At 71.3% G+C, this 26,052-nt stretch carries 21 protein-coding genes and 1 tRNA gene; 9 read left to right on the top strand and 13 right to left on the bottom strand.

What is annotated here, in order from left to right; all coding sequences use genetic code 11:
- Positions 1-133: 133 nt before the first annotated feature.
- Positions 134-856: a VWA domain-containing protein gene (locus QC282_RS01325; RefSeq protein WP_279547254.1), complete on the top strand. Its 723-nt coding sequence runs from the start codon at positions 134-136 to the stop codon at positions 854-856.
- 47 nt (positions 857-903) lie between these two features.
- On the opposite strand, the gene QC282_RS01320 is transcribed toward QC282_RS01325, so the two are convergent.
- Positions 904-1,800, bottom strand: a complete 897-nt coding sequence (locus QC282_RS01320; RefSeq protein WP_279547253.1) for a hypothetical protein — start codon at positions 1,798-1,800, stop codon at positions 904-906.
- A gap of 91 nt (positions 1,801-1,891) precedes the next feature.
- On the opposite strand from QC282_RS01320, the gene QC282_RS01315 reads away from it, so the two are divergent.
- From QC282_RS01315 to pepN, 3 genes are all read left to right on the top strand, one after another.
- On the top strand, positions 1,892-2,236 hold the full coding sequence (locus QC282_RS01315) for a chorismate mutase (protein WP_279547252.1): 345 nt from the start codon (positions 1,892-1,894) through the stop codon (positions 2,234-2,236).
- Between the two features lie 148 nt (positions 2,237-2,384).
- Positions 2,385-2,951 (top strand): response regulator, encoded by a 567-nt coding sequence (locus QC282_RS01310; RefSeq protein ID WP_279547251.1) that lies wholly within the window; start codon positions 2,385-2,387, stop codon positions 2,949-2,951.
- Between the two features lie 56 nt (positions 2,952-3,007).
- A complete protein-coding gene (pepN, locus tag QC282_RS01305) occupies positions 3,008-5,500 on the top strand; it encodes an aminopeptidase N (protein ID WP_279547250.1) in 2,493 nt (830 codons plus the stop codon).
- A gap of 96 nt (positions 5,501-5,596) precedes the next feature.
- On the opposite strand, the gene QC282_RS01300 is transcribed toward pepN, so the two are convergent.
- Positions 5,597-7,399 carry a bifunctional UDP-sugar hydrolase/5'-nucleotidase gene (locus QC282_RS01300; protein ID WP_279547249.1) on the bottom strand — a complete coding sequence of 601 codons (1,803 nt, stop codon included), beginning with the start codon at positions 7,397-7,399 and terminating at the stop codon, positions 5,597-5,599.
- A gap of 147 nt (positions 7,400-7,546) precedes the next feature.
- Here QC282_RS01300 and QC282_RS01295 point away from each other — a divergent pair, with 147 nt between their 5' ends.
- Together QC282_RS01295 and pyk are read left to right on the top strand one after the other, a co-directional pair.
- Entirely contained in the window at positions 7,547-8,266 is a 720-nt protein-coding gene (locus tag QC282_RS01295; protein WP_279547248.1) for an SIMPL domain-containing protein, read from the top strand.
- A 223-nt stretch (positions 8,267-8,489) separates the two neighbouring features.
- The gene (gene pyk / locus QC282_RS01290; protein ID WP_279547247.1) at positions 8,490-9,926 is read left to right on the top strand and encodes a pyruvate kinase; all 1,437 of its coding nucleotides are present in this window, start codon (positions 8,490-8,492) and stop codon (positions 9,924-9,926) included.
- Between the two features lie 90 nt (positions 9,927-10,016).
- Here pyk and QC282_RS01285 read toward each other — a convergent pair.
- Positions 10,017-10,091: transfer RNA gene (locus QC282_RS01285), tRNA-Leu, on the bottom strand.
- Between the two features lie 100 nt (positions 10,092-10,191).
- Between QC282_RS01285 and QC282_RS01280 the strand changes: the two genes are divergently transcribed.
- Positions 10,192-10,851: an ANTAR domain-containing response regulator gene (locus QC282_RS01280; RefSeq protein ID WP_279547246.1), complete on the top strand. Its 660-nt coding sequence runs from the start codon at positions 10,192-10,194 to the stop codon at positions 10,849-10,851.
- A gap of 91 nt (positions 10,852-10,942) precedes the next feature.
- Here the strand turns inward: QC282_RS01280 and QC282_RS01275 are convergent, their stop codons facing one another.
- From QC282_RS01275 to QC282_RS01235, 9 genes are all read right to left on the bottom strand, one after another.
- On the bottom strand, positions 10,943-11,659 hold the full coding sequence (locus tag QC282_RS01275; protein WP_279547245.1) for an ABC transporter ATP-binding protein: 717 nt from the start codon (positions 11,657-11,659) through the stop codon (positions 10,943-10,945).
- Positions 11,656-12,564 (bottom strand): ABC transporter ATP-binding protein, encoded by a 909-nt coding sequence (locus tag QC282_RS01270; RefSeq protein WP_279547244.1) that lies wholly within the window; start codon positions 12,562-12,564, stop codon positions 11,656-11,658. Before QC282_RS01270 ends, QC282_RS01275 begins: the two co-directional genes overlap by 4 nt.
- 5 nt (positions 12,565-12,569) lie before the next feature.
- The gene (locus tag QC282_RS01265) at positions 12,570-14,399 is read right to left on the bottom strand and encodes a branched-chain amino acid ABC transporter permease (RefSeq protein WP_279547243.1); all 1,830 of its coding nucleotides are present in this window, start codon (positions 14,397-14,399) and stop codon (positions 12,570-12,572) included.
- 5 nt (positions 14,400-14,404) lie between these two features.
- Positions 14,405-15,337, bottom strand: coding sequence for a branched-chain amino acid ABC transporter permease (locus QC282_RS01260; RefSeq protein WP_279547242.1), 933 nt, complete (start codon positions 15,335-15,337; stop codon positions 14,405-14,407).
- A gap of 112 nt (positions 15,338-15,449) precedes the next feature.
- Entirely contained in the window at positions 15,450-16,682 is a 1,233-nt protein-coding gene (locus tag QC282_RS01255; protein WP_279547241.1) for a branched-chain amino acid ABC transporter substrate-binding protein, read from the bottom strand.
- A gap of 286 nt (positions 16,683-16,968) precedes the next feature.
- Positions 16,969-17,562 (bottom strand): Tat pathway signal sequence domain protein, encoded by a 594-nt coding sequence (locus QC282_RS01250; RefSeq protein WP_279547240.1) that lies wholly within the window; start codon positions 17,560-17,562, stop codon positions 16,969-16,971.
- Complete coding sequence (locus QC282_RS01245) at positions 17,559-17,960, bottom strand: hypothetical protein (RefSeq protein WP_279547239.1); 402 nt, start codon at positions 17,958-17,960, stop codon at positions 17,559-17,561. The genes QC282_RS01250 and QC282_RS01245 overlap by 4 nt, the downstream gene beginning before the upstream one ends.
- 325 nt (positions 17,961-18,285) lie before the next feature.
- Positions 18,286-18,774, bottom strand: coding sequence for a hotdog fold thioesterase (locus QC282_RS01240; protein WP_279547238.1), 489 nt, complete (start codon positions 18,772-18,774; stop codon positions 18,286-18,288).
- A gap of 54 nt (positions 18,775-18,828) precedes the next feature.
- Complete coding sequence (locus QC282_RS01235) at positions 18,829-21,108, bottom strand: FdhF/YdeP family oxidoreductase (RefSeq protein ID WP_279547237.1); 2,280 nt, start codon at positions 21,106-21,108, stop codon at positions 18,829-18,831.
- Between the two features lie 226 nt (positions 21,109-21,334).
- On the opposite strand from QC282_RS01235, the gene polA reads away from it, so the two are divergent.
- Entirely contained in the window at positions 21,335-24,061 is a 2,727-nt protein-coding gene (gene polA, locus QC282_RS01230) for a DNA polymerase I (protein ID WP_279547236.1), read from the top strand.
- Positions 24,062-24,504: 443 nt separating this feature from the next.
- Complete coding sequence (locus QC282_RS01225; protein ID WP_279547235.1) at positions 24,505-25,095, top strand: hypothetical protein; 591 nt, start codon at positions 24,505-24,507, stop codon at positions 25,093-25,095.
- On the opposite strand, the gene QC282_RS01220 is transcribed toward QC282_RS01225, so the two are convergent.
- Complete coding sequence (locus QC282_RS01220) at positions 25,016-25,870, bottom strand: DUF4184 family protein (RefSeq protein WP_279547234.1); 855 nt, start codon at positions 25,868-25,870, stop codon at positions 25,016-25,018. The two genes, QC282_RS01225 and QC282_RS01220, sit on opposite strands and share 80 nt — an antisense overlap.
- Between the last annotated feature and the right edge of the window lie 182 nt (positions 25,871-26,052).

Genomic DNA, 26,052 nt, shown 5'->3' with positions numbered 1-26,052 from the left:
CAGGGCTGGGACGGACGGTGAGCCGGTGGGGTCGGCGGCGAACAAAATAACGAACAGCTGTGGACGAAGCGAAAGCCGGGGCCGCCGTGCCGTACCCTCGGCACCCGGTCACGGTCGGCGAGGGGGGAACCGGATGACGGCGATCAGCCTGCGCAAGGTGGAGGAGACCGCGCCCGCGCTGGTGAGTCTGTACAAGACCGCCGGGCTGTCGCTCCGCAAGCACGGCCTCGACGGCCTGCGCGCCGCGGTCTACCTCGTCGTCGACTACTCCGGCTCCATGAGGCCGTACTACGACGACGGCACCGTGCAGGCGCTCGCCGACCGGGTCCTCGGGCTGTCGGCGCACCTGGACGACGACGGCGTCGTCCCCGTGGTGTTCTTCTCCACGGACGTCGACGCGGTCACCGACATCTCGCTCGCCGGCCACCAGGGGCGCGTCGAGCGGATCGTGGCCGGTCTCGGGCACATGGGCAGGACCAGCTACCACCTGGCGATGGACGCCGTCATCGACCACTACCTCGACAGCGGCTCCACCGCGCCCGCCCTCGTCGTCTTCCAGACCGACGGCGGCCCCATCAGCCGCCCCGCAGCCGAGCGCTATCTGTGCAAGGCGGCGAAGCTCCCCCTCTTCTGGCAGTTCGTCGGCTTCGGCGACCCGGACAGCAAGCAGTTCGACTTCCTGCGCCGACTCGACGAACTCCCCGTCCCCGCCAGGCGGATCGTCGACAACGCGGGCTTCTTCCACGCGGGCCCCGACCCGCGCCAGGTCTCCGACGCCGAGCTGTACGACCGGCTGGTCGCCGAGTTCCCGCAGTGGCTGGCGGCAGCCCGCGCCCGGGGCATCGTCGGCCCGTAGCCGAGGGAGCGCACCCTCGCCGGGTCCCGGCCGGTGTCCGCCGCGCCCTAGGTGTCGCACTCCAGCACCGTCCGGCACAGCGCGCACCGGGCCCGCAGCCGCCCGCGCACCGGCACCCGGATCCGCTGGTGGCACGTCGGGCAGGGGAAGGAGACCCGCAGCTGACCGCCGGTCTGCGGGGCGAAGGAGTAGGGCACGCCGGGCGCAGCGGCGTCGGCGTGCTCGTCCTGGGCGTGCCGGCGGTCCCGGGCGTAGCGGCGCCGGCCCGCCCAGCCGGCCGCCGTCAGCGGTGGCTGCCGCCCGTCGTGCCGGGCCAGCTCCAGGCCCTTCGTGTACGCCGTGTAGGCCTGCGGGCTGGTGAACCACACCGACGGGTCCTCGCCGAACACCAGGGCCCGCTTGGCGAGGACGTAGCCGAACTCCTCCGGGGTGAGGTACCCGAGCTTCTGCGACGTCACCGCGTCCTCCCGGTAGGCGTCCAGCAGCAGCCATCCCGCGCCCAGGTAGGCCGCCGTCGTGTCCGTGAGGATCTCGTTGTCCCGCGTGCCCGGGAAGGACAGCCCGAGGCGGTGCAGGTACACGTGCGTCACCTCGTGCGCCAGGGCCGCGCCGATGTCCCGCCGGTGGGCGCGGAAACGGTCGTTCAGCTCGACGAAGTACTCGGGACCGGCGGCCAGTTCGACGTTCGCCGCGTGCGTCATCCCGCGGAAGCTCACGATCAGCCGGGCGTCCGGCAGGCGGTAGTGCAGCACCAGTTCGCGCGCCACCCGCTGCGCCCCCGGATACAGGTCGTCGGTGTCGCAGAACGCCACGTCCGCCGGGGCCACACTGCTCCCGAACGTCCGGATCGTGTCGTACGACAGCCTCCGGTACAGCGCGGTGATCGCGGCCCGCACCGTCTCCAGGTGCGGGTAGCCGTGCTCGACAGGTCCGTCGTTCGCCACGCCCTTACCCCCAAGACGCCTGGCCCCGCTCCCACTCTACGGTGCCGACCGGCGCGCGGGCCGTTCCCGCCGGGCCGTACGCTGATCCACCATGACCACCAGCAACACCGGCGCCGTCGACCCCGCCGTCCGCGCGGAACTCGACCGGCTGCGCGACAGCATCGACAACATCGACGCGGCCGTCGTCCACATGCTCGCCGAGCGGTTCAAGTGCACCCAGCAGGTCGGCCACCTCAAGGCCGCGCACCGGTTGCCGCCCGCCGACCCCGACCGCGAGGCCCGCCAGATCGCCCGGCTGCGTGCCCTCGCCGAGAGCGCCAAGCTCGACCCCGCCTTCGCCGAGAAGTTCCTGGGGTTCATCATCGGCGAGGTCATCCGCCACCACGAGCGCATCGCCGACGACACCGTGAACGGCACCGCCCCCGCGACCGACTGACCCGGGCCGGACGTCCCCGGGGCGTGACACGGCGGCCCCGTACGGTGCATGCTGCTGTGCACTCCATGTCAGCTGACGAGCACACCGCGTCAGCCTCGGGCCCAAACTGGTCGCCCACCCGGCCGCCAGGAGGGAGGGACGTCGGGTCATGCCGTCGGATGCCGGAATCCTCATCGTCGACGATCACGAGGGCACCCTTTTCGCCCTGGAGAACGCCCTGGCCCCGCTGGGCTGCCGGCTCGCCCGGGCCACCAGCGGCGACGAGGCGCTCAAGCACCTGCTGCGCGGCCGTGTCGGGCTGGTCCTGCTGGACGTGCGCATGCCCGGCATCAGCGGTCTCGACGTGGTGCGCTACATGCGCCGCCTGGAACAGACCCGGCACATCCCCGTCGTCCTGCTCACCGGCTTCGGCCCGGACCACGTGCTGGCCGAGGCCGCCCACGGGCTCGGCGTCGCCGACGTCGTCGGCAAGCCCGTCGACCCGGCGGCCCTGCGCGCCAAGGTCCGCTACCTGTACGACGCGCACCAGCGGCAGCTCGCCCTCCAGCGGGAGGTGGGCGAACTGCGCGCCCTGCTCGGCGCCCGCACCGGCCCCGCGCGGCCGACCGCCCGGCCACACCCCGACCCCCGCGTCCCGCCCCAGCTGCCGGGCCCGGACCTCGTCGCGGAACCGGGCCGGGAGCGCGCCGGGGAACTGGAGAAGGACCGGACATAGCCCGTGAACCGATCCGCCCCTGTGCCGGGCCCACGGCATCAGGCAGCATGTCGTGCATGTCCGTACTGACGCGCGACGAAGCGCAGACCCGTGCCAGGCTCCTCGACGTCCACCGCTACACGATCGAACTCGATCTGACGACCGGCGACGAGACCTTCGACTCCCGCACCACGATCCGGTTCACCGTCCGCGAGGACGAGGCCGGCACGGACACCTTCGTCGAGGTCAAGCCCGCCGAGCTGCGCTCCGTCACCCTCGACGGACAACCCCTCGACCCGGACACCCTGGACGGCAACCGGCTGCCGCTGAAGAACCTCACCCCCGGCGAGCACGACCTGCGCGTCGACGCGGCCATGCGCTACTCCCGCACCGGCGAGGGCATGCACCGCTTCACCGACCCCTCCGACGGCGAGACCTACGTCTACACACAGCTGTTCATGGACGACGTGCAGCGCGTCTTCGCCGCCTTCGACCAGCCCGACCTCAAGGCCGTGTTCGACCTGGCCGTCAGGGCACCCGAGGGCTGGACCGTCCTCGCCAACAGCACCACCGAGCACCTCGGCGACGGCCGCTGGAAGGCCGCCCCCACCCCGCTCGTCTCCACCTACCTCGTCGCCGTCGCCGCCGGCCCCTGGCACTCGGTGCGCACCGAACACCGCGGCCTGCCCTTCGGCCTGCACTGCCGCCGCTCCCTCGCGCCGTACCTGGACACGGACGCCGACGAACTCCTCGACATCACCCGGCGGTGCTTCGACCGCTACCACGAGAAGTTCGAGGAGCCCTACCCCTTCGACTCCTACGACCAGGCGTTCGTCCCCGAGTTCAACGCGGGCGCCATGGAGAACCCCGGACTCGTCACCTTCCGCGACGAGTTCGTCTACCGCTCCGCCGTCACCGACACCGAGCGGCAGACCCGCGCCATGGTCGTCGCCCACGAGATGGCCCACATGTGGTTCGGCGACCTCGTCACCCTGCGCTGGTGGGACGACATCTGGCTGAACGAGTCCTTCGCCGAGTACATGGGCTACCAGACCCTCACCGAGGCGACCCGCTTCACCGACACCTGGACCGACTTCGGCATGGTCCGCAAGGCCTGGGGGTACGACGCCGACCAGCGCCCCTCCACCCACCCCGTCGCCCCCGACGCCGTCGGCGACACCGCCGCCGCCCTCCTCAACTTCGACGGCATCTCCTACGCCAAGGGCGCCTCCGCGCTGCGCCAGCTCGTCGCCTGGCTCGGCGAGAAGGACTTCCTCGCCGGCATCAACACCCACTTCGCCCGCCACAAGTTCGGCAACGCCACCCTCGCCGACTTCATCGACTCCCTCGCCTCCGCCACCGAACGCGACGTCCACGCCTGGGCCGACTCCTGGCTGCGCACCACCGGCGTCGACACCCTCACCCCGCGCGTCACCCCCGCCGACGCCGGCACCTTCGCCCTCACCGTCGACCGCACCGGCAGCCGCCCGCACCGCATCGCCGTCGGCCTCTACGACCGCGACCTCACCGACGACGGCCGGCTCGCCCTGCGCCGCCGCCTCGACCTCGACGTGCCGCAGACCGAGCCGCTGCCCCTCGGCAAGCGCCCCGCGCTGCTCCTGCTCAACGACGGCGACCTCACCTACGCCAAGGTCCGCTTCGACCCCGAGTCCTTCGCGACCGTCCGCGCCGCCCTGTCAGGCGTGCCCGAGCCGCTCACCCGCGCGGTCGTCTGGAACGCGCTGCGCGACGCCGTCCGCGACGGCGAACTGGCGCCCACCGCCTACCTGGAGGCCGCCCGCGCCCACCTGCCGCGCGAGACCGACCTCGCCCTGGTGCAGGGCGTGCTCGCCTTCGCCTCCACCCAGATCGTCGACCGCTACCTGAGCCCCGAGCAGCGGCCCGCCGCGCTGGCCACCCTGTCCGAGCTGTGCCGCGACCTCATCCGCCGCACCGAGGACGGCGACCACCCCGGTCTGCGGCTGATCGCCGTGCGCCACCGCATCGACGTCGCCGCCCACCCCGACACCATCGCCGCCTGGCTCGCCGACGGCATCGTGCCCGGCGGCCCGGAGCTCGACCCCGAGCTGCGCTGGCGCATCCTCGGCCGGCTCGCCGTCCTCGGCGCCACCGACGAGGCCGCGATCGCCGCCGAACGGGAACGCGACCCGAGCGCCGCCGGCCAGGAGGGTGCCGCCCGCTGCCTCGCCGCGCTGCCCGACGCGGCGGCCAAGAGCCGCGCCTGGGAGGCCATGTTCGCCTCCGACGCCCTCTCCAACTACCTGTTCACGGCCACCGCCCAGGGCTTCTGGCAGCCCGAGCAGGCCGACCTGGTCCGCCCGTACGTGCCGCGCTACTACGAGGACGCCGTCGCCGTCGCCGCCCGCCGGGGCCCCGCCATCGCCGAGGCCGCCGGCCGCTGGGCCTTCCCCGCCCACGCCGTCGACGCGGAGAACCTGCGCCTCGGGCAGCGGTGCCTGGACGAGGGCGAACCGATCCCCGCCCTGCGCCGCAAGCTGGCCGACCAACTGGACGACCTGGGCCGCGCGTTGCGGGTACGGGAGGCGTAGCGGACGGACGAACGCGGCAGGTCCCGTCCGTGAGGAAGCCTCGAAGGCTCATCCCCTCACGGACGGGACCCGGCAGTGCCGCGACGACCCGCGCGGCTAGAACACCGGAGTGCCGTCGCGCGTCAGACGCCAGTCCACCGACGCGAAGTCCTTCGGGTCCAGCACGCCCTTCGCGGTCACCCACTCCGCGATCCGGGTGCGGATCTCCGTCGACTCCGCCCACAGCTCCTTCGCCGTCGCCACGTGCGGGAACGCGCCGCCGCCGTTCGCCCGGTAGTTGTTCACCGCGAACACGAACTCCTGCGCGTCGGCCAGCGGGGCGCCGCCGTAGGTCAGGTTCCTGATCCGCGAACCGGCCGGCTGCGCGATGTCGATGTCGTACGACAGGCCCGACACGTAGTCGTAGTTGTAGTCCGGCCGGCCGTTGGCGTTGGTCAGCTTCGCCACGTCGACCGGCGCGTCCGGGGCCGTCCGCACGAAGTACTCCGCCGAGAACTCCAGGTACGCCCGCAGCTGGGCGCCCGTCATCAGCTTCGCGACCAGCGTGTTGTCGTACACGTACAGGCTGGACAGGTCCCGGATCGTCACGTCGCCCGCGGGGATCTCCGACGTCCGCGAGAACGGCGACGCCTGCGCCAGCACCGGCAGCGCGGCGTACTCGGTGCCCGCGAGCGCCTCCTTGACCACGTCCTCCTGGACCTTGGTGATCAGGTCGATGATCGGGGCGTCCTTGTACCGCGCCTCGACCGTCGTCAGCGGCGCCGTCGCGGTGCCGACGACCTGGTTGACGTACTCCACGACCTTCGCGTGCTCGTCGTTCAGCAGCGCGGAGATCTCCGGGTCGTCGGCCACGGTGTTCGCGTTCAGCAGCGAGGCGGCGACCGACTCGACCTCCCAGCGGCCCTTCGAGAACACCAGGTCGATGTCGAACAGCGTCAACCGCTCGGCGTAGCACAGCGGTTCGGACAGCACGACCGTCCTGCCGGTCTGCTCGTTGACGACCTTCAGCTCCGGGATCTCCACGTGCGCGTGCCCGACCAGGATCGCGTCGATGCCCGGCACCCGCTTCGCCACGTTCGCCGCGGCGTTCTCCACGTGCGGCAGCTGGTCACCGTACGACGACGTGCCCGACGAACCGGAGTGCGCCGACACGACGACCACGTCGGCGCCCATCGACCGCAGCCTGGGCACCCACTTCGCGGCCTGCTCCTCAAGACCGGGGAACTCCAGCCTGCCCTGCACGTACGCCTTGTCCCAGATCGCGATGCCCGGGTTGGTCAGCCCCAGCACCGCCACCTTCACCGGCGGCGCGCCCGGCACCCGGAACGTCTTCATGAAGTACGGCGGGAACGCCGGCTTCTGCGTCTTCACGTCCACGGCGTTGGCGCCCAGCAGCGGGAAGTCGCACTGCTCCTCGAACTTCCGCAGCGTCTCGATGCCGTAGTTGAACTCGTGGTTGCCGAGCGCCACCGCGTCGTACCCGATCGCGTTCATCGCCTGCGCCATCGGGTGCACCGGACCGCCCTCGGCGGTGATCGGGTCGACCTTCGCGTAGTAGTACGTCAGCGGCGTGCCCTGAATCGTGTCGCCCGCGTCGAGCAGCAGCGTGTTGCGGCGGCCCCGCTCCTCGCGGACCTGCTTCACCAGCGTCGAGACACGGGCCAGGCCCTGCGCGTTGCCCTTGGCGTCCGAGTACTCCGCGTCCTTGAAGTAGTCCCAGTTGAAGACGTGCCCGTGCAGGTCGGTCGTGCCCATCACGGTCAGCGAGTACCGCTTCTCGCGCGCCGCGGCGGACGTCTCGGCGGCCGCGGCAGCCGGAGCCCCCGCCGCGCCGGCCAGCGCCACCCCCGCCCCGGCCACGGCGGACTTCTCCAGGAATGTGCGGCGGTTCAGCGGCATGTGGTTCTCCTCGGGGACATTCGACAACGCGCGTAGATTCTGACCCGCGCATGACGGGCGGCAACAGGCCCGGCAGGTTTCGATCCGGTGACCACACCGCCGTCGGACGGGGTCCGCAGCGGACGAAGGGGTGACAGAGTGGGGCGTATGGCCACTCCTGACACCCCGTCCGACGCCGCCGCGCCGCCCGCCGTGCCCTACGGCACCCCCGACGCCCCGCGCATCGCCGTCCGCGGCGAGGCCCACCTGGAGGTCGACCCGGAGATCGCCCGCATCGGCATCACCGTCCAGGCCCGCGGCCGCGACCGCCGGGGCACCCTCGACGACCTCACCCGCCGCAACGCCACCGTCCTGGACCTCGTGAAGTCCTGCGGCGACGCGGTGGAACGCCTGGAGACCGGCGTCTTCAGCATCGCGCCCGAACCGGCCAGGCACGGCCGCAGCGAACGCGTCCGGACCTACCACGGCTCCGTCCACCTCATCGCGGAACTCACCGACTTCACCGCCCTCGGCGAACTCACCACGCGCCTCGCCGACCTGGACCTCACCGGCGTCGACGGCCCCTGGTGGGCGCTGCGCCCCGACTCGCCCGCCCACCGGCAGGCCCGGCAGCAGGCGGTGCGCGCGGCGGTGCAGCGCGCCCGCGAGTACGCCGAGGCGCTCGGCACGACCCTGACCGCGCTCGTCGAACTCGCCGACTCCGGCGCCGACGGGGCCCCGGCCCACCCGCCGGCCGGCCGCATGCGCTCCCTGTCGTACGCGGCGGCCACCGAGGACGCGGCGGCCCCCCTCGATCTCGAACCCCGGCGCCAGCACGTCCACGCCGAGGTCGACGCCCGCTTCACCATGGCACCGCCGAGCCTCTGAGGAACGGTGCGGAGCGCGTATGCGGGAAGTCGCCCATTCCGGTAATTCACCGCGCGAATGTCTGAATTCCAGGTCGTCAGCACGCATCGAGAAGCCCACCGGAATGCTCATCGGAGCACCCCGGTGCACAATTCAACACTTGTCAACAACCCTTCACGCAAAGCTCGTTGAGTAGTCATACACGGCCAATGGCCTACCGGGCGGTAAGGCCTAGGCTCGATTCATGCGCCGAGCGAAAATCGTTTGTACCCTGGGCCCCGCCACCGACTCGTACGACCAGATCAAAGCCCTGGTCGAGGCCGGAATGGACGTCGCCCGCTTCAACCTCAGCCACGGCGGCCACGCCGAGCACGAGGAGCGCTACCGGCGGGTCCGCAAGGCCGCCGACGAGTGCGGACGCAGCGTCGGTGTGCTCGCCGACCTTCAGGGCCCGAAGATCAGGCTCGGCCGCTTCGCCGAAGGCCCCGTACTGCTTGAACGCGGCGACACCTTCACCATCACCGTCGAGGAGGGCGCCGAGGGCGACCGCCACGGCTGCGGCACCACCTACCGGGGCCTCGCGGGCGACGTCACCCCCGGCGAACGCGTCCTCGTCGACGACGGCAAGGTGTGCCTGGAGGTCACCGGCGTCGACGGTCCCCGTGTCCGCACCACCGTGATCGAGGGCGGCGTGGTCTCCGACCACAAGGGCCTCAACCTGCCCGGCGTGGCCGTCTCCGTCCCCGCCCTCTCCGACAAGGACGAGGCCGACCTGCGCTGGGCCCTGCGCACCGGCTTCGACGTCGTCGCGCTGTCCTTCGTGCGCAGCGGCCGCGACATCGAGGACGTCCACCGCATCATGGACGAGGAGGGCCGCCGCCTCCCGGTCGTCGCCAAGGTCGAGAAGCCGCAGGCGGTCGACAACGTCGAGGAGATCGTCGCCGCCTTCGACGGCATCATGGTGGCCCGCGGCGACCTCGGCGTCGAAATGCCCCTGGAGCAGGTGCCGGTCGTCCAGAAGCGCGCGGTCAAACTGGCGAAGCGGAACGCCAAGCCGGTCATCGTCGCCACGCAGATGCTCGACTCGATGATCGACAACTCCCGCCCCACCAGGGCCGAGGCGAGCGACGTGGCGAACGCGGTGCTCGACGGCGCGGACGCGGTGATGCTGTCCGGCGAGACCAGCGTCGGCAAGTACGTCGTGGAGACCGTCCGCACCATGGCCCGCATCGTCGAGGCCGCCGAGGAGGACATGCTGGCGAAGGGCCTCCCGCCGCTGACCGAGCGCAACAAGCCCCGCACGCAGGCCGGCGCGGTGGCCCGCGCCGCGGCCGAGATGGGCGACTTCCTCGGCGCGAAGTTCCTGGTGGCCTTCACCCAGTCCGGCGACACGGCCCGCCGGCTGTCCCGCTACCGCTCGCCGATCCCGGTGCTGGCCTTCACCCCGGACCCGGCGACCCGTTCCCAACTCAGCCTCACCTGGGGCGTGGAGACGTTCCTCGGCCCGCACGTGGATTCCACGGACGCCATGGTCGACCAGGTCGACGAACTGCTCCTGGAATACGGCCGGTGCCAAAAGGGCGACACGGTCGTCATCACGGCGGGCTCCCCGCCCGGCGTCTCCGGCTCGACCAATCTGGTCCACGTGCACCACATGGGCGAGAGCCGCCGTCCCGAATAGCGGGTCGGCAACAAAAAAGGGCCCCTCGGAAGAGGGGCCCTCCGCGGTATGTCCACCCATTGAGCGGTGACCTTGGAATCGCAGGAAAAGTGCCCCGGGTCGGACTCGAACCGACACTGTACGGGTTTTGAATCCGTTGCCTGCTGCCAATTGGGCTACCGGGGCTCGAAGAATCCAAGGTTTCCCGGGACCCTCCGCGCGTCCACCTTACCGTAGCTAGGTAGGCTCTTGTCAGCAGTACCCCTGCCCCGAACGAGGAGCCCCTGTGACCGCCGAGTCGCCCCAGCCCGTAGACGTGCCCGACGACGACAAGTCGCACGTTCCTCCGGTGACGACCCGAGTCGTCATCGCGGAGGACGAGGCGCTGATCCGACTCGACCTGAAAGAAATGCTCGAAGAAGAGGGGTACACCGTCGTCGCCGAGGCCGGTGACGGCGAGCAGGCCGTCGAGCTCGCCCGCGAGCACAAGCCGGACCTCGTGATCCTGGACGTGAAGATGCCCAGGCTCGACGGCATCTCCGCGGCCGAGAAGATCACCGAGGAGTCCATCGCGCCGGTCCTCATGCTCACCGCCTTCTCGCAGCGCGACCTCGTGGAGCGCGCGCGGGACGCCGGCGCCATGGCCTACCTGGTGAAGCCGTTCAGCAAGAGCGACGTCGTCCCGGCGATCGAGATGGCCGTCTCCCGCTACACGCAGCTGAAGGAGCTGGAGAAGGAGGTCGCCGACCTCTCCCAGCGGCTGGAGACCCGCAAGCTGGTCGACCGCGCGAAGTCGATCCTGCAGACCGAGTACGGCCTGACGGAGCCGGCGGCCTTCCGCTGGATCCAGAAGACCTCGATGGACCGCCGGATGTCGATGCAGCAGGTCGCCGAGGCGGTCATCCAGGACAGCGAGGAGAAGAAGTCCTCGAAGTCCGGCGACTAGGACCCGCCCGCACGACCGACGACACGACGACGCGGCCCGCGCTCCCCGGAAACCGGGGGCGCGGGCCGCGTCGTCGTGCGGGGCGGGGTGCTCAGTCCTCGCCGAGGTACGCCTTGCGCACCGACTCGTCGTGCAGCAGGTCCTGCCCGGAGCCGGACAGCACGATGTTGCCGACCTCCATGACGTGGCCCTGGTCGGCCAGCGACAGGGCGGCCTGGGCGTTCTGCTCGACCAACAGGATCGTCGTGCCCTGGGACTTCAGCTCGGCGATCGTCGCCATGATCTTCTGCATCATGATCGGGGACAGGCCCATCGACGGCTCGTCCAGCATCAGCAGCTTCGGCTGGGACATCAGCGCCCGGCCCATGGCCAGCATCTGCTGCTCACCGCCGGACAGGGTGCCCGCGGCCTGCTTCCGGCGCTCCCCGAGGATGGGGAACAGCTCGTAGGCGTGCTGGATGTCCCGTTCGATGCCCGGCTTGTCGTTGCGCAGGAAGGCACCGAGGCGCAGGTTGTCCTCGATCGTCATGCGCGGGAAGATGTGCCGCCCCTCGGGGGAGTGGGCGAGTCCCAGCGAGACGATCTCGTGCGCCGGGAACTTCTTCAGCGACTTGCCGTTGAACCGGATCTGGCCGCCGACCGGCTTGAGCAGACCGGACAGCGTGCGCAGGGTCGTCGTCTTGCCGGCGCCGTTGGTGCCGATGAGGGTGACGACCTGGCCGGCCTCGACGGTGAAGGAGATGCCCTTGACGGCCTCGATCTTGCCGTAGGCGACCCGCAGGTCCTCGACTTCGAGCAGTGCGGTCATCGGTCGTTCTCCTTGCCGGGCGCGGCGTCCGAGTTGTTGTCGGCGTTCGCCTCGGCGGCCTCGACCTCGGCGGCCTCCTCGCCGCCGGGGGCGTCCTCGAAGGGCTCGCCGAGGTAGGCGGCGACGACGCGCTCGTCGCCCTGCACGGTCGCGGAGTCGCCCTCCACCAGCTTCTCGCCCTGGACGAGGACCGCGACGCGGTCGCAGAGGTTGAAGATGAACCGCATGTCGTGCTCGATGACGAGGACGGCGATGCCCTGGTCCCGGATGGCGAACACGAGTTCCTCGGTGGTCCGGGTCTCCTGCGGGTTCATGCCGGCCGTGGGCTCGTCCAGCAGCAGCAGCCCCGGCTCGCTCGCCAGCGCCCGGGCGATCTCCAGCTTGCGCTGCTCGCCGTAGGGGAGGTTGCGGGCGAGGTGTTCGGCCTTGTCGGCGAGGCCCACGAAGTCGAGGAGCTCCATGGCGCGGGCGCGTGAGGCCGCCTCGGCCCGGTGGAAGCCGGGACCGCGCAGCAGGGCGGACCAGAGGCCCTCCTTGGTGCGGGTGTGACGGCCCACGAGCACGTTCTCCAGGACCGTCATGTTGGCGAACAGCCGGATGTTCTGGAAGGTGCGGGCGATGCCGGCCGCGGTGACCTTGAAGGACTTGGGCGGCAGGACGTTGCCCTTGTAGCGGACCTCGCCCTCGGTGGGGATGTAGAGGCCCGTCAGGCAGTTGAAGAAGGTCGTCTTGCCGGCGCCGTTGGGCCCGATGAGGCCGACGATCTCGCCGCTGTTGACGGTGAGGTCGACGTTCCGTACGGCGGTGAGGCCGCCGAAGCGCATCGTGACGCCGCGGGCGTCGAGCACGGTCTCGCCGGGCGTGACGCCGGGGGCGGAGCCCTTGGTGGTGGTGTCGGTAGTCATCGTGGTCAGGCCCCTGCCTTGCTGAGGACTGCGGGCGCTTCCGCTTCTTCGTGGAATTCGAGCTGGCGGCGCCGGTTCGGGATGAGACCTTCCGGACGGAAGCGCATCAGCAGCACGAGCGCGAGTCCGAAGGCGAACAGCTGGTAGTCGCCGAGGAACTGGAGCTTGGCGGGGATCAGGTAGAGCAGCGAGGCTCCGACGAGCGGGCCGAGGATGGTTCCCATGCCGCCGAGGACGACCGCCGCCAGCAGGAACGCCGAGTTGGGCGGTACGACGTGGGCGAACTGGTACTGCTCCGGGGTCACCGTGTACGTGACGTGCGCCTGCACGGTGCCGGCCAGGCCGGCCAGCGCGGCGCCCAGGGCGAACGCGATCAGCTTGACCCGGAAGCCGTTGATGCCCATGGCGAGCGCCGCGGTCTCGTCCTCGCGGATGGCGACCCAGGCCCGCCCGATGCGGGAGTCGCTGCTGCGCCGGAAGACGACGACCACGATCAGCGTGACCAGCAGCATCAGCAGGAAGTAGTTGGCGAACCGGGCGATGGTGAACCCGGCGATGGTGTGTTCCTGGCCGAAGTCGAACCCGAGGATGTTGAGGTTCGGGATCGAGGAGATGCCATTGGAGCCGTTGGTGATGTCCGGACCGGAGGTGCCGTCCATGTTGAGGACGGTGATCCGGAAGATCTCACCGAAGCCGAGCGTGACGATCGCCAGGTAGTCGCCGCGCAGACGCAGGGTCGGGGCGCCGATGATGACGCCGAAGACCATGGCGACGGCCGCGCCGAGCAGGGCCGAGGCCCAGAACGGCAGCTGCAGGTCGAACGGCGAGGAGGGCGAGCCGGACACCATGGCCGCGGTGTAGGCGCCGACACCGAGGAAGGCGACGTAACCGAGGTCGAGCAGGCCGGCGAGGCCGACGACGATGTTCAGGCCCAGGGCGACCGTGGCGAAGATCAGGATGTACACGCCGATGGTGGCGTACTGGTCGTCGGACTGGGTGAACGGGAAGGCCACGGCGGCGGCGAAGGCGCCGGCCATGGTGACCGTGCGGTGCTTGGCCGTGATCGCCGAGATCCGGCTGATCAGGCCCGCCTTGGCGATGGCCGCGAAGCCGAAGCCCGCGATGATCAGGAAGCCGACGAACAGCTCGTCGTACTCGGTGCCGATGCCGTAGGTGAAGACCGTGAGGCCGATGGCGAGCACGGCGACGATGATCAGGATCTCGGCGTACGAGGGCAGCGTGACCGACGGCTTGGCGGGGGTGCCGCCGGCGAAGGCCGCGCGGTAGACGGCGAGCCGGGACCCCAGGTTGTGGCGGAAGTGCTCCCAGGACGTGTCGTCGGGGTCGATCGGCTCCGGCTCCGGCCAGGTGAACGGCAGGGCGAGCGCGCCGAGGAGCGCCACGAGCGTGACGGCGGCGACGACGTAGCCGCCGGGCTCCAGGTTGACGACACCGCCGAGCTTGGAGCTGATGGCGATGACCGTGAACCAGGCGGTGGCGAAGGTGCCGAGCGCGGCCGTCTTCAGGGCGGCGTCGGCACCCCCCGGCGTCAGCCAGCGCAGGCCCTTCACGCCGTACGAGGAGAGGCCGAACAGGGCCGTCAGGGCGCCGCCGATGAGGACGAGGACCTGCAGGCCGCCCGGGTAGCCGTAGACGGTGAGGTCGCCGGGGAACTCGGAGGTCCAGGTCCAGGCGAGGAACGTGGAGATCACGGCGAGGACGCCGCCGCCGGTGGCGAGGGCGCGTCCGATGTTCTCGGGCAGGTTGACGAGTCCCCTGGGGGCGCCCGCGGCGGGCGCGTCGGGGGTCTTCGGTGCGGTGGTCTGTGTGGTCATCGGTGTCACGCCCTGTCCGCGACTCGCTCGCCGAGCAGACCCTGGGGCCTGAGCAGGAGCACGAGGATGAGGAGTACGAAGGCCCAGACGTCGGCCCAGGACTGGCTGCCGAACTTGTCCATGCCGGGGATGTCGGCGATGTAGGCGGTGGACAGCGACTCGGCGATGCCGAGGACCACGCCACCGAGCATGGCTCCGTAGATGTTGCCGATGCCGCCGAGGACGGCCGCGGTGAAGGCCTTCAGACCGAGGATGAAGCCCATGCGGAAGTCGATCTGGCCGTACTTCAGGCCGTAGGCGACACCGCCGACGGCGGCGAAGACGGCACCGAGGGCGAACGCGATCACGATGATGCGGTCGGTGTTGACGCCCATGAGCTTGGCCGTGTCCGGGTCCTGCGCGGTGGCCTGCATGCCGCGTCCGGTGCGCGTGCGCATCACGAAGTACGCGAGGATCGCCATGCTGACGGGGGCCGCGATCAGCAGGAACACGTCACCGGTCTGGATGGTGACGTTGCCGATGTGGAAGGGCCCGCCGGGGATGCTGGGGAAGGTGCGTGCGGACTTTGCCTCGGGGTACCAGGCCCACACCGCCTGCTGGAGGGCCAGGGAGAGGCCGATGGCGGTGATGAGCGGGGCGAGGCGGGGGGCGCCGCGCAGGGGCCGGTAGGCGAACCGTTCCGCTCCCACGGCGACCAGCGAGGCGACCAGCATGGCGCCGATGAGCATGAGCGGCAGGGCGATCCACATGGAGGTGCCGCCCGGCAGGACGTACACGTAGACCGTGAGCGCGCCGAAGGCTCCGGTCATGAAGATCTCGCCGTGGGCGAAGTTGATGAGCTGGACAATGCCGTAGACCATTGTGTAGCCAATGGCGACCAGCCCGTACATGGATCCCAGTAGCAGGCCGTTGACCAGCTGCTGCGGCAGTTCGTTCACCGCATGTCCTCCGAGACGTTCGGAAAAGTTCGACGGATGGGGCCGGATGCGAGTCCGCGCGGGGCGCCTGTGGTGCAGCGCCCCGCGCGGCTCGTCGGTGGTGCGGGGTGGGTCAGCCGGTGTAGGTGCCGGACTTCACGGCCTTCCAGTCACCGTTCTCGACGGCGTACACGGTGAGCTGCTTGTTGGTGGCGTCACCGAACTCGTCGAAGGAGACCTTGCCGGTCACACCGTCGAAGGACACGTTCTGCATGGCGGCGGTGACCTTCTCGCGGGCGTCGTCCGGCAGCTTGCCGTCGTTGTCCTCGACGACCGCCTTCACGGCCTCGATGATCGCCCACGCGGAGTCGTAGGAGTAGCCGCCGTAGGCCTCGTAGGCCTCCTTGTAGCCCTCGGCCTTGTAGTTCGCGACGAACTCCTTGGCGGACGGCAGCTCCTCGACCGGCGCGCCGACCGAGGTGGCCAGGTCGCCGGTGCCGCTGGCGCCGGCCAGCTTGATGAAGTCGGCGCTGTAGATGCCGTCACCGCCGACCAGCGGGATCTTGGCGCCGGCGGCCTTGATCTGCTTGCTGAGCGGGCCGGCCTGCGGGTACTCGCCGCCGTAGTAGACGACGTCCGCGCCCGAGTTCTTCACCTTGGTGGCGACCGCGGAGAAGTCCTTGGTGTCGGGGTTGATGTGCTCGGTGCCGACGACCTTGCCGCCGAGCTTCTTGAACTCCTCGGTGAAGGTGGCCGCCAGGCCGGCGCCGTAGGTCTTCTTGTCGTCGATGACGAAGACCTTGCGCTTCTTGGAGTCGTTGTACAGGTACTGCGCGGCGAACGGGCCCTGGATGGCGTCCGTGGTCGCGGTGCGGAAGTACGACTTGTACGGGCGGACCTGCTCCTTCTGCCAGTCCGGGCCCTGGGTGAGAGCCGGGTTGGTGTTGGCCGGCGACACCTGGACCAGCTTGGCGTCGTCGAAGACCTTCTGCATCGACTCGGCGACGGAGGAGTTCAGCGGGCCGACGGCACCGAGCACGTCCTTGTTGGCGACGAGCTTGGTGGCGTTCTGCTGGCCCGAGGACGGCTGCGCCTGGTCGTCGAGCGCCTGGATCTTGAAGGTGACGCCCTCGACGAACTTCTCCTTGTTGGCGATCTTCGTCGCGAGGTCCACCGAGTTCTTGATACCGAGGCCCAGCGCGGACAGGTCGCCGGTCAGCGGGGCGTCGACGCCGATGACGACGGTGGTGCCGCCGCTACCGGAGTCCGAGCCGCCGCCGTCGTCGTCGCGCGAGCCGCAGGCGGTGAGTGTGAGTGCTCCCGCCGCCAGCGCGGCGGTGATGGCGATGAGCGAACGTTGACGCACGATCAGTCCTTTCCCCTGGCAGCCGCTTCCCGGTGGAAACGGCCGAGTCGAGCGCTGGGCGGAAGTGACAATCCGACGGCGCGGTGACTGGGCGTGACTCTAAGCGTGTGAGGGGAACGTGGAGGAGTGTCTGCGCCATGCTGTGACGCTCTTGTTATGACACGAGGTAATGCAGAGCGGTACTGAGCGGGTGGAAGAGGTGAATACAGGCTGATTCGTACCGTCCGCATTGTGAGAACCCGCAGGACTCGGCGCGGTCGTTCAGGCGTGTTCAAGGTTTTGATGATTACACAGAACTGTTGCTGCAGGCTACTTGGAGAGCCTCCGAGAGGTGCCGCGCGTAACGCGGACCAAGGATGAAACTGTGGACTTGTATTGCGCGTGCATTACGTAGAGTTACGTCCAGGAAAGGGAGTCCGGCGTTCTCCGGAACTTTTCCGCATTCCGTGACTCTCATGGTGATGATGATCTTGCGGGAGGAGCCCGCCTTTGTCCGGAAAGGCGGTCGCGGGGCGGATGTCACGGACAGGCCCGCATAGGGCTGCGCGATCCGCGTCACGGTGACCGGCGGGCCGGACGTCACGCCGAGCAGCACCTCGAAGCCGAAGGCGCGCGTCGCCTCGTCGGCGCGCGTCGCCGCCCGGCCCAGATAGCCGATGTCGACGACCTGCGAGGGGTACGGCGGAAGCGGCGGCGCCTGGGGGCGGGGGCGCGTGGCGTAGAGGTATCCGCCGCCCGCCAGCAGGGCGCAGGCCGTCGCGCCGGCGACCACGGCGCGGCGGTGCCGGTCGCAGCGGGCGGCGAGGCGGCCACGGGGCGGACGGGACGAGGGTGTGCCGCGCGTGCCCTCCCCGGGCTCGACGGGGCCGATGCCGCTCACTGCCAGGGGCCTCCGGTCGGCGTGCCGGTGCGGTACAGCTCCGCGCACCCGGCCGCGACGTCGCGCTCGATCAGGGCGGCGGCGGCCCGCGCCCCGCCGCGCCGCTTCTCGGCCCGCGCGGCGTCCACCACCTCGCGCAGCAACTCGTACTGGCCGTTGGACAGGCCCATCGACTGGTAGTCCCCGTACGTGCCGCCGTCCAGCACCTCGCGGGACCAGTGTCCGACGATTCGCGCGCACAGGTCCTGCGGCGACGTGGTCCGCGGGGCCGGGGCGGAACCGGTCCGCACGGCGCCGCCCTCCCGTGCCCGCTCCGCCGCCCCGCAGCCGGTGACCGGACCGGCGAACAGCAGCACGAGCGCCAGCGCCGCTCCCGGACGGAGAACTCCCGTTGCCATGCACCGACGTTACGGTCCGCGCCGCCGCCCGGACCAGAGGCGGGGCCGCGCACGGCCGACGGTGCGCGGCCGGGCGGCGCGTGCCGTCGGATGCGGTGCCGCACGGCCGTTGGGCCGGGGAACCGCCTGCACCCTCGGGTGCCGGGCTCCGGTGCCGCCGGGCGCCGGGTGCCGGGCGCCTGTGCCGTCGGGTGGGAGGCCGCGAGTGACCGACGGCGTGCAGGGGCGTGGCGTGTGCGAGGCGTGGCGTGCAGGGGCGTGGCGTGTGCGGTGGTGACGCGTGGGTGGTGTGCCGCGTGCGGTGGTGTGCCGCGCGCGGCCCGGGTCAGCCGGTGGCGCCGACCGGCTCGCCGTCGCCCGGGCGGACGTCCCGCAGCAGGCAGGTGAGACGGGCGGTGCACACCCGCCGCCCCTCCTCGTCGCTGATGACGATCTCGTACGTCGCGGTGCTGCGCCCCCGGTGGACCGGCGTCGCCACACCGGTGACCAGCCCGGAGCGCACGCCGCGGTGGTGCGTGCAGTTCAGGTCGACGCCGACGGCGAGCTTGGTGCTGCCGCCGTGCAGCATCGCGCCCACCGAGCCGAGCGTCTCCGCCAGCACCGCCGAGGCCCCGCCGTGCAGCAGCCCGTACGGCTGGGTGTTGCCCTCCACCGGCATCGTCGCGACGACCCGCTCGGCCGACGCCTCCACGATCTGCACGCCCATCCGCGTCCCGAGGTGCCCGGCGGAGAACAGCGCCCGCAGGTCCACGCCCAGTGCGGCGTACTCGTCGATGACCTCCTGCGGGAACTTCACGTCCTGCTGCTCGCCCATGGGCCAGGCTCCGTTCGTCGTGATCGGGACAGCTCCGTCCGGCTGAGCAAACGCTCAGTCGGACGCCGATTGTTCCAGACGGACCACGACGGACTTGCTGGCCGGGGTGTTGCTGGTGTCCGCGGTGGCGTCCAGCGGGACGAGGACGTTGGTCTCCGGGTAGTAGGCCGCCGCGCAGCCGCGCGCCGTCGGATAGTGCACGACCCGGAAGCCCGGCGCCCGCCGCTCCACGCCGTCCCTCCACTCGCCGACGAGATCCACGTACGACCCGTCCGCCACCTTCAGCTCGCGCGCGTCCTCCGGGTTCACCAGCACCACCCGGCGGCCGTTCCTGATGCCGCGGTAGCGGTCGTCGAGGCCGTAGATCGTGGTGTTGTACTGGTCGTGCGACCGCAGCGTCTGCAGCAGCAGACGGCCCTCGGGCAGCTCCGGGAACTCCACCGGCGCGGCGGTGAAGTTGGCCTTGCCCGTGGCCGTCGGGAAGCGGCGCTCGTCGCGCGGGGCGTGCGGCAGCACGAAGCCGCCGGGGCGCGCCACGCGCGCGTTGAAGTCCTCGAAGCCCGGGATCACGCGCGCGATGCGGTCCCGGATCGTCGCGTAGTCCTTCTCGAACTCCTCCCACGGCACCCGGCTGTCCGCGCCGAGCACCCGCCGGGCCAGCCGGCACACGATCGCCGGCTCCGACAGCAGATGCGGGCTCGCGGGCTCCAGACGCCCCCGCGAGGCGTGCACCATGCCCATCGAGTCCTCCACGGTCACGAACTGCTCGCCGCCGCCCCGCACATCGCGCTCGGTGCGGCCGAGGGTGGGCAGGATCAGCGCACGCGCGCCCGTGACCACGTGCGAACGGTTCAGCTTCGTCGACACGTGCACCGTGAGCCGGGCCCGGCGCATCGCCGCCTCGGTGACCTCCGTGTCCGGGGACGCCGACACGAAGTTGCCGCCCATCGCGAAGAACACCTTCGCCTCGCCGTCGCGCAGCGCCCGGATGGCCCGTACGACGTCGTAGCCGTGCTCGCGCGGGGGAGCGAAACCGAACTCCCTCTCCAGGGCGTCGAGGAACGCCGGGGCCGGGCGCTCGAAGATGCCCATCGTGCGGTCGCCCTGCACGTTCGAATGGCCGCGCACCGGGCACACGCCCGCGCCCGGACGGCCGATGTTGCCGCGCAGCAGGAGGAAGTTGACCACCTCGCGGATGGTCGGCACCGAGTGCTTGTGCTGCGTCAGACCCATCGCCCAGCACACGATCGTCCGCTCGGAGGACAGCACCATGCCGAGCGCCTTCTCGACGTCCTCCCTGCTCAGACCCGTCGCGGCGAGCATCTCGTCCCAGTCGGCGGCGCGGGCCGCCGCCGCGAACTCCTCGAAGCCGTGCGTGTGTTCGCGGACGAAGGCCTCGTCGACCGCGCCCCGCGTCTGAAGGATCAGCTTGTTGAGGAGCCGGAACAGGGCCTGGTCGCCGCCGATGCGGATCTGCAGGAACAGGTCCGTGAGCGCGGCGCCCACCGTCAGGCCCTTGGCGGTCTGCGGGTTCTTGAAGCGCTCCAGACCCGCCTCGGGCAGCGGGTTGACGCTGATGATCCGCGCGCCGTTCGCCTTGGCCTTCTCCAGGGCGGTCAGCATCCGCGGATGGTTCGTGCCCGGGTTCTGCCCGGCGACGATGATCAGGTCGGCCTTGTGGAGGTCCTCCAGCAGGACACTGCCCTTGCCGACGCCGATCGTCTCCGACAGGGCCGAGCCGGACGACTCGTGGCACATGTTGGAGCAGTCCGGCAGGTTGTTCGTGCCCAGCTCGCGCGCGAACAGCTGGTACAGGAACGCCGCCTCGTTGCTGGTGCGGCCCGAGGTGTAGAAGACCGCCTCGTCGGGCGAGCCGAGGGCCGCGATCTCCTCGGCGACGATGTCGAACGCCCGCTCCCAGGTGACCGGCTCGTAGTGCTCGCCGCCCTCCGGCAGGTACATGGGGTGCGTCAGCCGGCCCTGCTGGCCGAGCCAGTAGCCGCTGCGCCCGGCGAGGTCGGCGACCGGATGGGCCGCGAAGAACTCGGGCGTGACCCGGCGCAGCGTGGCCTCCTCGGCGACCGCCTTCGCGCCGTTCTCGCAGAACTCCGCCGTCGACCGGTGCTCCGGCTCCGGCCAGGCACAGCCGGGGCAGTCGAAGCCGTCCTTCTGGTTGACCCGCAGCAGCGTCAGCGCCGTGCGCTTCGTGCCCATCTGCTGCTGCGCCATGCGCAGGCCGTGCCCGATCGCGGGAAGGCCGACCGCCACGTGCTTCGGCTCGGCGACCTGCGGTGCGTCCTGGACCGGATCGCTCTTGGGCGGCTTCGTGGCCATCGCACGCTCCTCTTCGACTGCGTGTGTGAGGTACGTCTCCGATCCTCGCACGCGGCAACGACAATGATCAGAGGGCCTGTGCACGGAGAGCGCGGGCAAGCACCCACGACCGGCGCCCCGTTCCGGCCGGTGCCGCGCGCCGGCCGGCGGCCCGCGTCCCGCCGTGCCGTGCCGTACGGGGTCGGGAGAGACCCGGCTGTCAGTGGCACGTGGCAGGATCGGGGACGTGGCAGAGACAGCATCGAAGAAGACCGAGACCACCCCCGGCGGCACCCGCCCCCGCCTGATGCTCATGGACGGGCACTCGCTGGCGTACCGCGCGTTCTTCGCGCTCCCCGCGGAGAACTTCACGACCGCGACGGGCCAGCCGACGAACGCGATCTACGGCTTCGCGTCGATGCTGGCCAACACCCTGCGCGACGAGGCGCCCACGCACTTCGCGGTGGCCTTCGACGTCTCCCGCAAGACCTGGCGCTCCGAGGAGTTCACGGAGTACAAGGCGAACCGCTCCAAGACCCCGGACGAGTTCAAGGGCCAGGTCGAGCTGATCGGCGAACTGCTCGACGCGATGCACGCGCAGCGCTTCGCCGTCGAGGGCTTCGAGGCCGACGACGTCATCGCCACGCTCGCCACCCAGGCCGAGGCCGAGGGCTTCGAGGTGCTGATCGTCACCGGCGACCGCGACTCCTTCCAGCTCGTCAGCGAGCACACCACGGTGCTGTACCCGACCAAGGGCGTCTCCGAGCTGACCCGGTTCACCCCGGAGAAGGTCTTCGAGAAGTACGGGCTGACGCCCGCGCAGTACCCCGACTTCGCCGCGCTGCGCGGCGACCCGTCCGACAACCTGCCGGGCATCCCCGGCGTCGGCGAGAAGACCGCCGCGAAGTGGATCAACCAGTTCGGCTCGTTCGCGGAGCTCGTCGAGCGCGTCGACGAGGTCAAGGGCAAGGCCGGGCAGAACCTCCGCGACCACCTGGAGGCCGTCAAGCTGAACCGGCGGCTCACCGAGCTGGAGCGGCACGTGGAGCTGCCGAAGACGGTCGCCGACCTGGAGCGCGCCCCCTACGACCGCAAGACGGTCGCGATGGTCCTGGACACCCTGGAGATCCGCAATCCGTCCCTGCGCGAGCGCCTCTTCGCCGTCGACCCCGGCGCCGAGGAGGCCGAGACCACGCCGGTCGTCACGGGCGGCGTGGAGCTGGACGGCGCGGTGCTGGGCACCGGCGAGCTGGCCCCCTGGCTGACCGAGCACGGCACGGGCACGCTCGGCGTCGCCACCGTCGACACCTGGGCGCTCGGCGCGGGCTCGGTGGCCGAGGTCGCGCTCGCCGCGCCCGGGGGAGCCGCCGCCTGGTTCGACCCGGCGCAGTTGGACGAGGCCGACGAGAAGGCGTTCGCGTCCTGGCTCGCCGACGGTGCCAGGCCCAAGATCTTCCACAACGCCAAGGGCGCCATGCGCGTCTTCGCCGAGCACGGCTGGACCGTCGACGGCGTGACCATGGACACCGCGCTCGCCGCCTACCTCGTCAAGCCCGGCCGCCGCTCCTTCGACCTGGACGCGCTGTCCCTGGAGTACCTGCACCGCGAGCTGGCCCCCGCCGCCGCGGCCGACGGGCAGCTCGCCTTCGGCACCGACGAGGACGCCGAGCGGGAGGCCCTGATGGTGCAGGCCCGCGCGGTCCTCGACCTGGGCGAGGCGTTCGAGGGCCGGCTCCAGGACGTGGGCGCCGCAGACCTGCTGCGCGACATGGAGCTGCCCACCTCCGCGCTGCTGGCCCGCATGGAGCGCAACGGCATCGCGGCCGACCGGGCCCACCTGGAGGCCATGGAGCAGATGTTCGCCGGCGCGGTGCAGCAGGCGGTGAAGGAGGCGCACGCGGCGGCCGGGCACGAGTTCAACCTCGGCTCGCCCAAGCAGCTCCAGGAGGTCCTCTTCGGCGAACTGGCCCTGCCCAAGACCAAGAAGACGAAGACGGGCTACACGACCGACGCGGACGCGCTCGCCTGGCTGGCCACCCAGACGGACAGCGAACTCCCGGTGATCATGCTCCGCCACCGTGAGCAGGCCAAGCTCCGCGTCACGGTCGAGGGCCTGATCAAGACGATCGCCGGCGACGGCCGCATCCACACCACCTTCAACCAGACGGTCGCCGCGACGGGCCGCCTGTCCTCGACCGACCCCAACCTGCAGAACATCCCCGTCCGCACCGACGAGGGCCGGGCCATCCGCCGAGGCTTCGTCGTCGGCGAGGGCTTCGAGTCCCTGATGACCGCGGACTACAGCCAGATCGAGCTCCGCGTGATGGCCCACCTGTCGGAGGACGCGGGCCTCATCGAGGCGTTCACCTCCGGCGAGGACCTGCACACCACGGCCGCCGCGCAGGTGTTCTCGGTCGAGCAGAGCGCGGTCGACGCCGAGATGCGCCGCAAGATCAAGGCGATGTCGTACGGCCTGGCCTACGGGCTGTCGGCGTTCGGCCTCTCCCAGCAGCTGAACATCGAGGCGGCCGAGGCCCGAGCCCTGATGGACGCGTACTTCGAGCGCTTCGGCGGTGTACGGGACTATCTGCGCCGCGTGGTCGACGAGGCGCGGGCGACCGGCTACACGGCGACCCTCTTCGGGCGCCGCCGCTACCTCCCCGACCTCAACAGCAACAACCGCCAGCGCCGCGAGGCCGCCGAGCGCATGGCCCTCAACGCGCCCATCCAGGGCACGGCCGCGGACATCGTCAAGATCGCGATGCTGAAGGTGGACGGGGCGCTGCGCGAGGCCGGCCTGAAGTCCCGGATGCTCCTCCAGGTCCACGACGAAATCGTCCTGGAGATCGCCCCCGGCGAGCGCGCCACGGCGGAGGAACTGATCCGCCGCGAAATGTCCAACGCGGTCACCCTCCGAGTCCCCCTGGGCGTCTCGGTGGGCGCGGGCGCGGACTGGGAATCGGCGGCGCACTAGGCCTCCGGCGGGAGCGGGAAGCCGTTCACCCAGCCGGGGCTGGGCTGGGTGTCGGGTGCCAGGTGCTGGTGTCGGGTGCGCGTATGCGCGGTGGTCATGGGGCCAGGGCGTCGTTCGGTGTGTGCGTGCCCGCCCCGTCGTGGCTTCTTGTCCGGCGGGGGAGCCGTGCGGGGCGGGCGGGGTGCCAGGGTGGGCAGCACCTGGGCCCCCCGCACCCCAACCGGTCGGGGGCGAGCGCGGGCGCGGCGCGAGGGACTGCGGGCGGGCGAGGGCCGAACCCCGCAAGCCGCGGGCGGTCGTGCCGCCGGGGCGGCACGGGTGGGCGCGGGCGGCAACCCGACAGCGCCGGGCCGTGTGACCCACCCCGCCCCACCCCGAGGGCCCGTCACTCGCGTGGCCCCCGCGAAAACGCCCCCGCCCACCCCGCCGGTCAGGATGCGGGCATGGGTATACGCATGCTCCACCGCCGGACGGCGCCCCCGCGGGCGAACGCCGATGCGCTCACCCGCGTGCCACTCCCGCCGGTCCCGGCCTCCGCGGCCACCGCAAGCACCGCCCGCCTCCCCGCCACCTTCGCCTCCGCCCTCCGGCACACGGCCGAAGATCTCCGACGCCGGCTGACCCCGCGCGACCCCGTACTGCGCGCCATGGCCCTCGGCGACGCCGCCCGCCCGGAAGACCCCCCGCTCTGGCGGCAGTGGACGAACCTGGCCCTCGGCCGGATCGACCTGGCGCTGCGCGGCCCCGAGTCCCGCCCCGGCGACCCCGCGCCCTGGCGCCAGTGGGCCGACCTGGCCCGCACTCTGCTGCGCTCGGCGTCCCGCCCCGGCGAGACACTGCCGTGGCGGCAGTGGGCCGACCTCGTCCGCGGCTACCTGGCGCTCGCTCTCGCCGCGCTGCCCAGACCCCGCCCCGTACAGACGGTCACCGTCTTCGTCGCGGCCCCGGAGAGCGTCACCGGACGCCCGTACGGTCCGGCTCCGCACCGACGCCGCCGGGACGGCCGCGGACCGGAGCCGGACGCCACAGCCTGACCCCGGCCGCGTACAGCAGCACGCCGAGGGCGAGGCCCGCGCCCGCGCCGAAGCACACCGTCGGTATCAGTTCCCAGGGCTTGGCGACCGACCCCCAGTACGCCCACCACCGCAACGCCCGCTGCACCGCGGCCACCACCGCGCAGCCGCCGATGACCACAGCGGCCAGCCACCGGTCCCGTACCGAGAGCGCCGCCACCCCGATCACCTCGCCCCGGGGTGACCGCCGCAGCGCGAGCAGCAGGAACACGGCGATGACGACAGCGGCCACGGCCGAACCGCCGTACTGCAGGTACCAGTACAGCGGCGAGCCCGCCACCTCCCGGCCCAGCGCGGGAAACACGCGTATCCCCCAGCGGTCGAGATGCGTGAACGCGTCCCACACGACATGCGTCGACGAGCCCAGCACCGCCGACACGTACCACCGCCCCAGCAGCGACGGCGTGACACGCGCGCGTGGCGCCCCGCACCGCGTCAGAGCGGCCACCCGCCCCTGTCCCGCCGTCGGCAGCAGGGCCACCAGCGGCTCCCGCACCAGCAGCCACAGTCCCACCAGCGCCCAGGCGACCACCACGTCGATCGTGAGGACACCCCGGAAGGAGTGCGTCACGTCCCCGAACTCCATCGCCCCGGACAGCACACTCGCCGCGTAGTAGGTCATGTCGGGAGCGAACGAACCCGCCACGAGGACCGCCGGCACCAGTGGCCCGCGGCCTGTCCCGTCGGTGCGCACGGCGGGCAGCACGGCCACCGCATGGCTGAGAGTGAACGGCAATTCGGCTCCTCGACACGGTTGTTGACGAGACCCCCGGCCCCGAAGATCGCCCGGAGCCAGTATGCGCGACCCCGCCTCCCGCACCGCAGGTTTTCCACAGGGGTGGCCGACCAGGGAATACCGGGCGCGAACGGGTGTCCCAGGCAAGCAAGTTGTCGTAGGGTCGCCTGGGCTGCCGTGCC

Source organism: Streptomyces sp. DH24 (assembly GCF_029813775.1).
Classification (GTDB): Bacteria; Actinomycetota; Actinomycetes; order Streptomycetales; family Streptomycetaceae; genus Streptomyces.
The sequence above is the reverse complement of the archived record's forward strand: the minus strand, read 5'-3'. Positions and strand labels throughout refer to the sequence as shown.

Excerpts from the sequence above, each read along its gene's own strand:
- QC282_RS01325 (WP_279547254.1), top strand. The coding sequence starts at position 134 with ATGACGGCGATCAGCCTGCGCAAGGTGGAGGAGACCGCGCCCGCGCTG.
- QC282_RS01300 (WP_279547249.1), bottom strand. The coding sequence starts at position 7,399 with ATGCCGCTGAACCGCCGCACATTCCTGGAGAAGTCCGCCGTGGCCGGG.
- QC282_RS01225 (WP_279547235.1), top strand. The coding sequence starts at position 24,505 with ATGGGTATACGCATGCTCCACCGCCGGACGGCGCCCCCGCGGGCGAAC.
- QC282_RS01270 (WP_279547244.1), bottom strand. The coding sequence starts at position 12,564 with ATGACTACCGACACCACCACCAAGGGCTCCGCCCCCGGCGTCACGCCC.
- pyk (WP_279547247.1), top strand. The coding sequence starts at position 8,490 with ATGCGCCGAGCGAAAATCGTTTGTACCCTGGGCCCCGCCACCGACTCG.
- QC282_RS01275 (WP_279547245.1), bottom strand. The coding sequence starts at position 11,659 with ATGACCGCACTGCTCGAAGTCGAGGACCTGCGGGTCGCCTACGGCAAG.
- QC282_RS01235 (WP_279547237.1), bottom strand. The coding sequence starts at position 21,108 with ATGGCCACGAAGCCGCCCAAGAGCGATCCGGTCCAGGACGCACCGCAG.
- QC282_RS01295 (WP_279547248.1), top strand. The coding sequence starts at position 7,547 with ATGGCCACTCCTGACACCCCGTCCGACGCCGCCGCGCCGCCCGCCGTG.
- QC282_RS01315 (WP_279547252.1), top strand. The coding sequence starts at position 1,892 with ATGACCACCAGCAACACCGGCGCCGTCGACCCCGCCGTCCGCGCGGAA.
- QC282_RS01245 (WP_279547239.1), bottom strand. The coding sequence starts at position 17,960 with ATGGCAACGGGAGTTCTCCGTCCGGGAGCGGCGCTGGCGCTCGTGCTG.
- QC282_RS01310 (WP_279547251.1), top strand. The coding sequence starts at position 2,385 with ATGCCGTCGGATGCCGGAATCCTCATCGTCGACGATCACGAGGGCACC.
- QC282_RS01265 (WP_279547243.1), bottom strand. The coding sequence starts at position 14,399 with ATGACCACACAGACCACCGCACCGAAGACCCCCGACGCGCCCGCCGCG.
- QC282_RS01240 (WP_279547238.1), bottom strand. The coding sequence starts at position 18,774 with ATGGGCGAGCAGCAGGACGTGAAGTTCCCGCAGGAGGTCATCGACGAG.
- pepN (WP_279547250.1), top strand. The coding sequence starts at position 3,008 with ATGTCCGTACTGACGCGCGACGAAGCGCAGACCCGTGCCAGGCTCCTC.